General features: G+C 52.2%; 9 protein-coding genes and 1 pseudogene. 6 read left to right on the top strand and 4 right to left on the bottom strand.

Annotated elements, in window-relative coordinates:
• Window positions 1–4: 4 nt before the first annotated feature.
• Both ppdD and nadC read right to left on the bottom strand, forming a co-directional pair.
• Window positions 5–445, bottom strand: a complete 441-nt coding sequence (ppdD, locus tag FFT88_RS15630) for a prepilin peptidase-dependent pilin (protein ID WP_130204940.1) — start codon at window positions 443–445, stop codon at window positions 5–7.
• Window positions 446–646: 201 nt separating this feature from the next.
• Entirely contained in the window at window positions 647–1,540 is an 894-nt protein-coding gene (gene nadC, locus FFT88_RS15625; protein WP_130204942.1) for a carboxylating nicotinate-nucleotide diphosphorylase, read from the bottom strand.
• Window positions 1,541–1,627: 87 nt separating this feature from the next.
• Here nadC and ampD point away from each other — a divergent pair, with 87 nt between their 5' ends.
• Both ampD and ampE read left to right on the top strand, forming a co-directional pair.
• Window positions 1,628–2,179 carry a 1,6-anhydro-N-acetylmuramyl-L-alanine amidase AmpD gene (ampD, locus tag FFT88_RS15620; RefSeq protein ID WP_130221625.1) on the top strand — a complete coding sequence of 184 codons (552 nt, stop codon included), beginning with the start codon at window positions 1,628–1,630 and terminating at the stop codon, window positions 2,177–2,179.
• Window positions 2,176–3,030: a beta-lactamase regulator AmpE gene (gene ampE, locus FFT88_RS15615; RefSeq protein ID WP_130217388.1), complete on the top strand. Its 855-nt coding sequence runs from the start codon at window positions 2,176–2,178 to the stop codon at window positions 3,028–3,030. Before ampD ends, ampE begins: the two co-directional genes overlap by 4 nt.
• Before the next feature lie 42 nt (window positions 3,031–3,072).
• Here ampE and aroP read toward each other — a convergent pair whose 3' ends face one another.
• Entirely contained in the window at window positions 3,073–4,446 is a 1,374-nt protein-coding gene (gene aroP, locus FFT88_RS15610) for an aromatic amino acid transporter AroP (protein WP_165383443.1), read from the bottom strand.
• A gap of 540 nt (window positions 4,447–4,986) precedes the next feature.
• On the opposite strand from aroP, the gene pdhR reads away from it, so the two are divergent.
• The 4 genes from pdhR (at window position 4,987) to lpdA (ending at window position 12,114) form a co-directional block, all read left to right on the top strand.
• A complete protein-coding gene (gene pdhR, locus FFT88_RS15605) occupies window positions 4,987–5,751 on the top strand; it encodes a pyruvate dehydrogenase complex transcriptional repressor PdhR (RefSeq protein ID WP_000331776.1) in 765 nt (254 codons plus the stop codon).
• A 160-nt stretch (window positions 5,752–5,911) separates the two neighbouring features.
• The gene (gene aceE, locus FFT88_RS15600) at window positions 5,912–8,575 is read left to right on the top strand and encodes a pyruvate dehydrogenase (acetyl-transferring), homodimeric type (protein ID WP_000003820.1); all 2,664 of its coding nucleotides are present in this window, start codon (window positions 5,912–5,914) and stop codon (window positions 8,573–8,575) included.
• A gap of 14 nt (window positions 8,576–8,589) precedes the next feature.
• The gene (gene aceF, locus FFT88_RS15595) at window positions 8,590–10,482 is read left to right on the top strand and encodes a pyruvate dehydrogenase complex dihydrolipoyllysine-residue acetyltransferase (protein ID WP_000963518.1); all 1,893 of its coding nucleotides are present in this window, start codon (window positions 8,590–8,592) and stop codon (window positions 10,480–10,482) included.
• Window positions 10,483–10,689: 207 nt separating this feature from the next.
• On the top strand, window positions 10,690–12,114 hold the full coding sequence (gene lpdA / locus FFT88_RS15590; protein ID WP_130205068.1) for a dihydrolipoyl dehydrogenase: 1,425 nt from the start codon (window positions 10,690–10,692) through the stop codon (window positions 12,112–12,114).
• 68 nt (window positions 12,115–12,182) lie between these two features.
• Here lpdA and FFT88_RS15585 read toward each other — a convergent pair.
• Window positions 12,183–12,505, bottom strand: a pseudogene (locus FFT88_RS15585) (DUF3300 domain-containing protein); the annotation flags it as partial.

Below are 12,505 nucleotides of genomic sequence, written 5' to 3'. Positions count from 1 at the left end.
CTCCTTAGTTGGCGTCATCAAAGCGGAAGACATCTTCGCAGGCTTGCTGCAATGCGCTGTCACTTTGAATATTGCAGTTGCGCGTCCAGCCGGTGACACCGTTAGCGTTATCCCAACCGGGTGTCATAACGATGCTTAGCCCATTGAGACTCTCTTGCCCGGTCAGCGACACCACGCCCTTTGCCACACTCATGGCTGAAACATAGCGGGTGGTGGTAGGCGAGGGGATGCCATTGCTGCCGCCGTCGCAAGTGTCCAGTCCGCCATGTTCCAGCGCGCACAATTCTACGGCGGTACGGTAAGGCACAAAGGTTTGTAGCATGTCGGTAAGTGCGGCTTTGCGCAGGTAGTTTTGATAAGCGGGAATACCAATGGCGCTTAAAATGGCAATGATGCCAATAACCACCATCAGTTCGATAAGTGTAAAACCGCGTTGCTTGTCCATCTGTTTCGCTCCTTGATTTGGTTGGCGCTACTTTGGCAAACGCCATCAGCACAGGCGAGGGGCAAAAAACGAAACGGGAAGGCGGCTTCAGAGGTTTTTTATTACGTTGCAGCAAAAGACAGAAAATTTGCGAGGCGTTACGAAGAAAGGAGGGAAGGGAAGAATATCCGCCCGCGATGGAGCGGATAAATCTGTCAGCAATTAGCGAAAACGCATTGAGAGATCGAGCGCCTGTACGTGTTTAGTTAGCGCACCGACGGAGATAAAGTCCACGCCCGTTTCAGCAAACTCGCGCAGCGTTTTGTCGGTGACGTTGCCAGACACTTCCAGTAGCGCCTTGCCGTTGGTGCGTTTAACGGCTTTGCGCATCTGTTCTGTGTCGAAGTTATCCAGCATGATGATATCGGCACCTGCTTTCAGTGCTTCATCAAGTTCTTCCAGATTCTCGACTTCAACTTCTACTGGCGCATCCGGGTGCAGCCAGGATGCTTTTTCGACCGCCTGGCGCACTGAGCCGGAGGCAATAATATGGTTTTCTTTGATCAGGAAGGCGTCAGAAAGCCCCAGACGATGGTTAGCCCCGCCGCCGCAAAGTACCGCGTATTTCAGGGCAGAACGCAGGCCGGGTAAGGTTTTTCGCGTATCCAGCAACTGCGTATCGGTGCCTTCCAGCAACTCAACATAGTGGCGAACCTTACTGGCTACGCCAGAAAGAGTTTGTACAAAATTAAGCGCAGTACGTTCGCCGGTTAACAGCACGCGAGATGGGCCTTCGAGTTCGAAAAGGAGTTGATTGGCGTTAATGACATCACCGTCATCCACATGCCAGGTAATGGTGACATCGTCGCCTGCCAGTTGAATAAACACTTCTTCAACCCAGCGTTTACCACAAAATACGCCCTCTTCGCGGGTGATCACCGTGGCATGAGAGCGTGAATTTTCCGGTAAAAGTTTTGCCGTAATGTCGTTGTTGGCATCGACTGTTCCGCCTAAATCTTCTCGCAGCGCCTGGGCCACCGCGCCGGGGATATCGAGATTAATGCGTTCCAGCAGCTCGTCACGTCGGGTGTCAGGGTTATAGCGGCGAGGCGGCATGTTAAAACTCCAGATAGCTAACGAATCATAAGGTAGAAACATGCTACTCTGAACCGGGTATTAGCACCACATATAAGGAGATCCTGCATGTTGTTAGAACAGGGGTGGCTGGTCGGCGCGCGCCGCGTTCCCTCACCACATTACGATTGTCGCCCGGATGACGAAACTCCCACCTTGCTGGTGGTGCACAATATTAGCCTGCCGCCAGGCGAGTTTGGCGGTCCGTGGATTGATGCATTATTCACCGGAACTATTGATCCGCAGGCACATCCCTTCTTTGCAGAGATTGCCCATTTGCGCGTCTCCGCTCACTGTTTGATTCGTCGTGATGGTGAAATTGTCCAGTATGTTCCTTTCGATAAACGCGCCTGGCATGCGGGTGTTTCCATGTATCAGGGGCGCGAACGCTGTAATGATTTCTCCATTGGGATTGAGCTGGAAGGCACTGATACGCTGGCGTATACCGATGCGCAGTATCAGCAATTGGCGGCGGTCACGCGGGCATTGATTCATCGCTATCCAGCCATTGCCAGTAATATGACGGGACATTGTGATATTGCGCCGGAGCGTAAAACCGATCCCGGCCCTGCCTTTGATTGGGCACGGTTTCGCGCCCTGGTCAGCAAGGAGACAACATGACGCTGTTTACAACCTTACTGGTGTTAATTTTCGAGCGCCTGTTTAAGTTGGGCGAGCACTGGCAGCTTGATCACCGCCTCGAGGCGTTTTTCCGTCGGGTGAAACATTTCTCGCTGGGGCGCACATTAGGAATGACCATTATCGCGATGGGAGCGACCTTTTTACTGTTGCGCGCGTTGCATGGGCTATTGTTCAACGTCCCGACGCTGGTGGTGTGGCTGTTGATTGGTTTGTTGTGTATTGGCGCAGGAAAAGTTCGTCTCCATTATCATGCTTATCTGACCGCAGCTTCTCGTAACGACAGCCATGCCCGTTCCACGATGGCTGGCGAGTTAACCATGATTCATGGCGTCCCCGCAGGCTGCGATGAGCGTGAGTTTTTGCGTGAACTGCAAAATGCCCTGCTGTGGATTAACTTTCGTTTTTACCTTGCGCCACTGTTCTGGCTAATTGTAGGCGGTATCTGGGGACCCGTTACCCTGATGGGCTATGCATTCTTGCGTGCATGGCAATACTGGCTGGCGCGCTACCAGACGCCGCATCATCGTTTACAGTCGGGGGTTGATGCCGTGCTTCATGTACTGGATTGGGTGCCAGTTCGCCTTGCGGGCGTAGTTTATGCCTTGATTGGTCACGGTGAGAAAGCGTTACCAGCCTGGTTTGCTTCACTGACCGATTTCCATACATCGCAATACCAGGTGTTAACGCGTCTGGCACAGTTCTCACTGGCGCGTGAACCGCATGTCGATAAGGTTGAGACACCGAAAGCAGCGGTTTCAATGGCGAAGAAAACCTCGTTCGTGGTTGTGGTGGTGATTGCGCTACTGACGATTTACGGGACATTGGTGTAAATATTGCTGCCCTCACCCAGAACGGGTGAGGGCGTAGAGAGATTAATGTGCTTTTACGGCTTTTGCGGTTTTCTCTTTGAACAGATAACCGATACCTAACACAACCAGCCATACCGGGATCAGGTAAACCGAAATCGCCATCCCCGGCGTCATCAGCATTATCACCAGTACCGCCGCCATAAACAGCAGGCAGATCCAGTTACCCAGCGGATAGAGCAGGGCAGGGAAACGAGTTGCCACACCTTGTTCTTGCTTAGCGCGACGGAACTTCATATGTGCCAGGCTAATCATCGCCCAGTTAATAACCAGTGCAGAAACCACCAGCGCCATTAACAGTCCGAAAGCGGACTCTGGGGCAAGGTAGTTAATCAGTACGCACAATGCCGTAACCAGCGCAGATACCAGAATGGTATTTACTGGTACGCCGCGTTTATCGACGGAAGCGAGCATTTTCGGTGCGTTACCCTGTTGTGCCAGACCGAACAGCATACGGCTGTTGCAATATACGCAGCTGTTGTACACGGAGAGCGCAGCCGTCAGTACCACGATGTTCAGCGCATTTGCCACAAAGGTATCGCCTAACTCGTGGAAGATCAGCACAAACGGGCTGGTGTCAGCGGTAACGCGTGTCCACGGCATCAGTGAGAGCAGAACGGCTAACGAACCAATGTAGAAAATCAGGATGCGGTAGATAACCTGATTAGTTGCTTTCGGGATGCTTTGCTCCGGGTTATCAGCTTCTGCAGCGGTGATCCCCACCAGTTCCAGACCACCGAACGAGAACATGATAATCGCCATCATCATCACCAGCCCGGTGAAGCCGTGCGGCAGGAAGCCACCCTGATCCCACAGGTTACTAACACTTGCCTGCGGGCCACCGTTGCCGCTGAACAGCAGCCAGCCGCCGAAGATGATCATCGCTACCACCGCGATAACTTTGATAATGGCAAACCAGAACTCCATCTCACCAAACACTTTAACGTTAGTCAGGTTGATGGCGTTAATCACCACAAAGAATACGGCGGCAGAAGCCCAGGTGGGGATTTCCGGATACCAGAACTGAATGTATTTGCCGACAGCCGTAAGTTCTGCCATGGCAACTAAAACGTACAGTACCCAATAGTTCCAGCCAGAAGCGAATCCGGCAAAGCTGCCCCAGTATTTATAAGCAAAGTGGCTAAAGGAGCCAGCGACAGGTTCTTCGACCACCATTTCACCCAGCTGACGCATGATCAGAAAGGCGATAAAACCAGCAATGGCATAACCCAGGATAATCCCTGGCCCTGCGGACTGAATTACGGAGGCGCTACCCAGGAATAGCCCTGTCCCTATCGCGCCACCCAGCGCGATAAGCTGAATATGGCGGTTTTTAAGGCCGCGCTTTAGCTGCTCGCCGTGCTGTTGACCTTCCATCATGAAACCTCGTGCGGTGATTGTTTTTTTGATCTACGCAATGATGCGTGTGTAAGTTTGCAATTCCGTTTGTTGTATTAATTTGTTTACATCAAAGACGTTTGAATTGTTACAAAAAGACTTCCGTCAGATCAAGAATAATGGTATGCGGCGGCGAATGCACCCGCTTTATGCATGGTTGAAGATGAGTTGCTTAAAAAGGAATCGTTTGTAAAGATCAGCCTCAAATCCACTCAATATATAAAATGAATATAAATTCATTATTTTTGAATTAAAAACCGATAAATTGGTAAGTGAATCGGTTCAACTCGGATTTTTATAGTTTAATAATCGTTAAAAAATCCCTTTCTTACGTAAAGTCTACATTTGTGCATAGTTACAACTTTGAAACGTTATATATGTCAAGTTGTTAAAATGTGCACAGTTTCATGATTTCAATCAAAACCTGTATGGACATAAGGTGAATACTTTGTTACTTTAGCGTCACAGACATGAAATTGGTAAGACCAATTGACTTCGGCAAGTGGCTTAAGACAGGAACTCATGGCCTACAGCAAAATCCGCCAACCAAAACTCTCCGATGTGATTGAGCAGCAACTGGAGTTTTTGATCCTCGAAGGCACTCTCCGCCCGGGCGAAAAACTCCCACCGGAACGCGAACTGGCAAAACAGTTCGATGTATCCCGTCCCTCATTGCGTGAGGCGATTCAACGTCTCGAAGCGAAGGGCTTGTTGCTTCGTCGCCAGGGTGGCGGCACGTTTGTTCAGAGCAGCCTCTGGCAAAGCTTCAGCGATCCGCTGGTGGAGCTGCTCTCCGACCATCCTGAATCACAGTATGACTTGCTCGAAACACGACACGCCCTGGAAGGTATCGCCGCTTATTACGCCGCGCTGCGTAGTACCGATGAAGACAAGGAACGCATCCGTGAACTCCACCACGCCATAGAACTGGCGCAGCAGTCTGGCGATCTGGACGCGGAATCAAACGCCGTACTCCAGTATCAGATTGCCGTCACCGAAGCGGCCCACAATGTGGTTTTGCTTCATCTGCTAAGGTGTATGGAGCCGATGTTGGCCCAGAATGTCCGTCAGAACTTCGAATTGCTCTATTCGCGTCGCGAGATGCTGCCGCTGGTGAGTAGTCACCGCACCCGCATATTCGAAGCGATTATGGCCGGTAAGCCGGAAGAAGCGCGCGAAGCATCGCATCGTCATCTGGCCTTTATCGAAGAAATTTTGCTCGACAGAAGCCGTGAAGAGAGTCGCCGTGAGCGTTCTCTGCGCCGTCTGGAGCAACGAAAGAATTAGTGATTTTTCTGGTAAAAATTATCCAGAAGATGTTGTAAATCAAGCGCATATAAAAGCGCGGCAACTAAACGTAGAACCTGTCTTATTGAGCTTTCCGGCGAGAGTTCAATGGGACAGGTTCCAGAAAACTCAACGTTATTAGATAGATAAGGAATAACCCATGTCAGAACGTTTCCCAAATGACGTGGATCCGATCGAAACTCGCGACTGGCTCCAGGCGATCGAATCGGTCATCCGTGAAGAAGGTGTTGAGCGTGCTCAGTATCTGATCGACCAACTGCTTGCTGAAGCCCGCAAAGGCGGTGTCAACGTAGCCGCAGGCACCGGTATCAGCAACTACATCAACACCATCCCCGTTGAAGAACAACCGGAGTATCCGGGTAATCTGGAACTGGAACGCCGTATTCGTTCAGCTATCCGCTGGAACGCCATCATGACGGTTCTGCGTGCGTCGAAAAAAGACCTCGAACTGGGCGGCCACATGGCGTCCTTCCAGTCTTCCGCAACCATTTATGATGTGTGCTTTAACCACTTCTTCCGTGCACGTAACGAGCAGGATGGCGGCGACCTGGTTTACTTCCAGGGCCACATCTCCCCGGGCGTGTACGCACGTGCTTTCCTGGAAGGTCGTCTGACTCAGGAGCAGCTGGATAACTTCCGTCAGGAAGTTCACGGCAATGGCCTCTCTTCCTATCCGCACCCGAAACTGATGCCGGAATTCTGGCAGTTCCCGACCGTATCTATGGGTCTGGGTCCGATTGGTGCTATTTACCAGGCTAAATTCCTGAAATATCTGGAACACCGTGGCCTGAAAGATACCTCTAAACAAACCGTTTACGCGTTCCTCGGCGACGGTGAAATGGACGAACCGGAATCCAAAGGTGCGATCACCATCGCTACCCGTGAAAAACTGGATAACCTGGTCTTCGTTATCAACTGTAACCTGCAGCGTCTTGACGGCCCGGTCACCGGTAACGGCAAGATCATCAACGAACTGGAAGGTATCTTCGAAGGTGCTGGCTGGAACGTGATCAAAGTGATGTGGGGTAGCCGTTGGGATGAACTGCTGCGTAAAGATACCAGCGGTAAACTGATCCAGCTGATGAACGAAACCGTTGACGGCGACTACCAGACCTTCAAATCGAAAGATGGTGCGTACGTTCGTGAACACTTCTTCGGTAAATATCCTGAAACCGCAGCACTGGTTGCAGACTGGACTGACGAGCAGATCTGGGCACTGAACCGTGGTGGTCACGATCCGAAGAAAATCTACGCTGCATTCAAGAAAGCGCAGGAAACCAAAGGCAAAGCGACAGTAATCCTTGCTCATACCATTAAAGGTTACGGCATGGGCGACGCGGCTGAAGGTAAAAACATCGCGCACCAGGTTAAGAAAATGAATATGGACGGCGTGCGTCACATCCGCGACCGTTTCAATGTGCCGGTGTCTGATGCAGATATCGAAAAACTGCCGTACATCACCTTCCCGGAAGGTTCTGAAGAGCATACCTATCTGCACGCTCAGCGTCAGAAACTGCACGGTTATCTGCCAAGCCGCCAGCCGAACTTCACCGAGAAGCTTGAGCTGCCGAGCCTGCAAGACTTCGGCGCGCTGCTGGAAGAGCAGAGCAAAGAGATCTCCACCACAATCGCTTTCGTTCGTGCCCTGAACGTAATGCTGAAGAACAAGTCGATCAAAGATCGTCTGGTACCGATCATCGCCGACGAAGCGCGTACTTTCGGTATGGAAGGTCTGTTCCGTCAGATTGGTATTTACAGCCCGAACGGTCAGCAGTACACCCCGCAGGACCGCGAGCAGGTTGCTTACTATAAAGAAGACGAGAAAGGTCAGATTCTGCAGGAAGGGATCAACGAGCTGGGCGCAGGTTGTTCCTGGCTGGCAGCGGCGACCTCTTACAGCACCAACAATCTGCCGATGATTCCGTTCTACATCTATTACTCGATGTTCGGCTTCCAGCGTATCGGCGATCTGTGCTGGGCGGCTGGCGACCAGCAAGCGCGTGGCTTCCTGATCGGCGGTACTTCCGGTCGTACCACCCTGAACGGCGAAGGTCTGCAGCACGAAGATGGTCACAGCCACATTCAGTCGCTGACTATCCCGAACTGTATCTCTTACGACCCGGCTTACGCTTACGAAGTTGCTGTCATCATGCATGACGGTCTGGAGCGTATGTACGGTGAAAAACAAGAGAACGTTTACTACTACATCACCACGCTGAACGAAAACTACCACATGCCGGCAATGCCGGAAGGCGCTGAGGAAGGTATCCGTAAAGGTATCTACAAACTCGAAACCATTGAAGGCAGCAAAGGTAAAGTTCAGCTGCTGGGCTCCGGTTCTATCCTGCGTCACGTCCGTGAAGCGGCAGAGATCCTGGCGAAAGATTACGGCGTAGGTTCTGACGTTTATAGCGTGACCTCCTTCACCGAACTGGCGCGTGATGGTCAGGATTGTGAACGCTGGAACATGCTGCACCCGCTGGAAACTCCGCGCGTTCCGTACATCGCACAGGTGATGAACGACGCTCCGGCAGTGGCATCTACCGACTATATGAAACTGTTCGCTGAGCAGGTCCGTACTTACGTACCGGCTGACGACTACCGCGTACTGGGTACTGATGGCTTCGGTCGTTCCGACAGCCGTGAGAACCTGCGTCACCACTTCGAAGTTGATGCTTCCTACGTGGTTGTAGCGGCGCTGGGCGAACTGGCTAAACGTGGCGAAATCGATAAGAAAGTGGTTGCTGACGCAATCGCCAAATTCAACATCGATGCAGATAAAGTTAACCCGCGTCTGGCGTAAGAGGTAAAAGAATAATGGCTATCGAAATCAAAGTACCGGACATCGGGGCTGATGAAGTTGAAATCACCGAGATCCTGGTCAAAGTGGGCGACAAAGTTGAAGCCGAACAGTCGCTGATCACCGTAGAAGGCGACAAAGCCTCTATGGAAGTTCCGTCTCCGCAGGCGGGTATCGTTAAAGAGATCAAAGTCTCTGTTGGCGATAAAACCCAGACCGGCGCACTGATTATGATTTTCGATTCCGCCGACGGTGCAGCAGACGCTGCACCTGCTCAGGCAGAAGAGAAGAAAGAAGCAGCTCCGGCAGCAGCACCCGCGGCTGCAGCGGCAAAAGACGTTAACGTTCCGGATATCGGCAGCGACGAAGTTGAAGTGACCGAAATCCTGGTGAAAGTGGGCGATAAAGTTGAAGCTGAACAGTCGCTGATCACCGTAGAAGGCGACAAGGCTTCTATGGAAGTTCCTGCTCCGTTTGCTGGCACCGTGAAAGAGATCAAAGTGAACGTGGGTGACAAAGTGTCTACCGGCTCGCTGATTATGGTCTTCGAAGTCGCGGGTGAAGCAGGCGCGGCAGCTCCGGCAGCTAAACAGGAAGCGGCTCCGGCAGCGGCCCCTGCACCAGCGGCTGGCGTGAAAGAAGTTAACGTTCCGGATATCGGCGGTGACGAAGTTGAAGTGACTGAAGTGATGGTGAAAGTGGGCGACAAAGTTGCCGCTGAACAGTCACTGATCACCGTAGAAGGTGACAAAGCTTCTATGGAAGTTCCGGCTCCGTTTGCAGGCGTCGTGAAGGAACTGAAAGTCAACGTTGGCGATAAAGTGAAAACTGGCTCGCTGATTATGATCTTCGAAGTTGAAGGCGCAGCGCCTGCGGCAGCTCCTGCGAAACAGGAAGCGGCAGCCCCGGCTCCGGCAGCAAAAGCTGAAGCCCCGGCAGCAGCTCCGGCTGCGAAAGCGGAAGGCAAATCTGAATTTGCTGAAAACGACGCTTACGTTCACGCGACTCCGCTGATCCGCCGTCTGGCACGCGAGTTTGGCGTTAACCTGGCGAAAGTGAAGGGCACTGGCCGTAAAGGTCGTATCCTGCGCGAAGACGTTCAGGCTTACGTGAAAGAAGCTATCAAACGTGCAGAAGCGGCTCCGGCGGCGACTGGCGGCGGTATCCCGGGCATGCTGCCGTGGCCTAAAGTGGACTTCAGCAAGTTTGGTGAAATCGAAGAAGTGGAACTGGGCCGCATCCAGAAAATCTCTGGTGCGAACCTGAGCCGTAACTGGGTGATGATCCCGCATGTTACTCACTTCGACAAAACCGATATCACCGAGCTGGAAGCGTTCCGTAAACAGCAGAACGAAGAAGCAGCGAAACGTAAGCTGGATGTGAAGATCACCCCAGTTGTCTTCATCATGAAAGCCGTTGCTGCAGCGCTTGAGCAGATGCCTCGCTTCAACAGTTCGCTGTCGGAAGACGGTCAGCGTCTGACCCTGAAGAAATACATCAACATCGGTGTGGCGGTGGATACCCCGAACGGTCTGGTTGTTCCGGTATTCAAAGACGTCAACAAGAAAGGCATCATCGAGCTGTCTCGCGAGCTGATGACTATTTCTAAGAAAGCGCGTGACGGTAAGCTGACTGCGGGCGAAATGCAGGGCGGTTGCTTCACCATCTCCAGCATCGGCGGCCTGGGTACTACCCACTTCGCGCCGATTGTGAACGCGCCGGAAGTGGCTATCCTCGGTGTTTCCAAGTCCGCGATGGAGCCGGTGTGGAATGGTAAAGAGTTCGTGCCGCGTCTGATGCTGCCGATTTCTCTTTCCTTCGACCACCGTGTGATCGACGGTGCTGATGGTGCCCGTTTCATTACCATCATTAACAACACGCTGTCTGATATTCGCCGTCTGGTGATGTAAAAAAAAGAGCCGGCCCAACGGCCGGCTTTTTTCTGGTAATCTCATGAATGTATTGAGATTATTAGCGAATAGACAAATCGGTTGCCGTTTGTTGTTTAAAAATTGTTAACAATTTTGTAAAATACCGACGGATAGAACGACCCGGTGGATAATGGGCGTCATAAAAAAAACGTCAGACCCGCCGGAGATAAATATATAGAGGTCATGATGAGTACTGAAATCAAAACTCAGGTCGTGGTACTTGGGGCAGGCCCCGCAGGTTACTCCGCTGCCTTCCGTTGCGCTGATTTAGGTCTGGAAACCGTAATCGTAGAACGTTACAACACCCTTGGCGGTGTTTGCCTGAACGTCGGCTGTATCCCTTCTAAAGCACTGCTGCACGTAGCAAAAGTCATCGAAGAAGCCAAAGCGCTGGCTGAACACGGTATCGTCTTCGGCGAACCGAAAACCGATATCGACAAGATTCGTACCTGGAAAGAGAAAGTGATCAATCAGCTGACCGGTGGTCTGGCTGGTATGGCGAAAGGCCGCAAAGTCAAAGTGGTCAACGGTCTGGGTAAATTCACCGGGGCGAACACCCTGGAAGTTGAAGGTGAGAACGGTAAAACCGTGATCAACTTCGACAACGCGATCATTGCAGCGGGTTCTCGCCCGATTCAACTGCCGTTTATTCCGCATGAAGATCCGCGTATCTGGGACTCCACTGACGCGCTGGAACTGAAAGAAGTACCAGAACGCCTGCTGGTAATGGGTGGCGGTATCATCGGTCTGGAAATGGGTACCGTTTACCACGCGCTGGGTTCACAGATTGACGTGGTTGAAATGTTCGACCAGGTTATCCCGGCAGCTGACAAAGACATCGTTAAAGTCTTTACCAAGCGTATCAGCAAGAAATTCAACCTGATGCTGGAAACCAAAGTTACCGCCGTTGAAGCGAAAGAAGACGGTATTTATGTGACGATGGAAGGCAAAAAAGCACCCGCTGAACCGCAGCGTTACGACGCCGTGCTGGTAGCGATTGGTCGTGTGCCGAACGGTAAAAACCTCGACGCAGGTAAAGCTGGCGTGGAAGTTGACGACCGTGGTTTCATCCGCGTTGACAAACAGCTGCGCACTAACGTGCCGCACATCTTTGCTATCGGCGATATCGTCGGTCAGCCGATGCTGGCACACAAAGGTGTTCACGAAGGTCACGTTGCCGCTGAAGTTATCGCAGGTCAAAAACACTACTTCGATCCGAAAGTTATCCCGTCCATCGCCTATACCGAACCAGAAGTTGCATGGGTAGGTCTGACTGAGAAAGAAGCGAAAGAGAAAGGCATCAGCTACGAAACCGCCACCTTCCCGTGGGCTGCTTCTGGTCGTGCTATCGCTTCCGACTGTGCAGACGGTATGACCAAGCTGATTTTCGACAAAGAATCTCACCGTGTGATCGGTGGTGCGATTGTCGGTACCAACGGCGGCGAGCTGCTGGGCGAAATCGGTCTGGCAATCGAAATGGGTTGTGACGCTGAAGATATCGCGCTGACCATCCACGCGCACCCGACTCTGCACGAGTCTGTGGGCCTGGCAGCAGAAGTGTTCGAAGGTAGTATTACCGACCTGCCGAACCCGAAAGCGAAGAAGAAGTAATTTCGTTTGCCGGAACATCCGGCAATTAAAAAAGCGGCTAACCACGCCGCTTTTTTTATGCCTGCAATTTACCTTTCCAGTCTCCTTGCTCCACGCTCAGACAACCGTTCGCGTACCGCTGACCGTTGCTCATTATTCAATCGGGCAGTATGGTTATTGTCGTTCAGACGTTGCGGGCGGCTCTCCTGAATTTTCTCCCGCGCAACCTGACGCTGCTCAGGCGAGGCAGACTGGATACGCTGACGTGCTGCATCTCTTTGCTGTTGATTCTGCGGGCTAGTCTGCATTTTCTCGCGGGCCGCCTGGCGCTGCTCAGGTGAGGCAGACTGAACACGCTCACGCGCTGCCTCTCTTCGCTGCTGGTTCTGTGGGTTAGTCTGCATTTTCTCGC

Origin of the sequence: Escherichia sp. E4930 (genome assembly GCF_005845405.1) — a bacterium.
Lineage (GTDB): Bacteria > Pseudomonadota > Gammaproteobacteria > Enterobacterales > Enterobacteriaceae > Escherichia.
The sequence above is the reverse complement of the archived record's forward strand: the minus strand, read 5'-3'. Positions and strand labels throughout refer to the sequence as shown.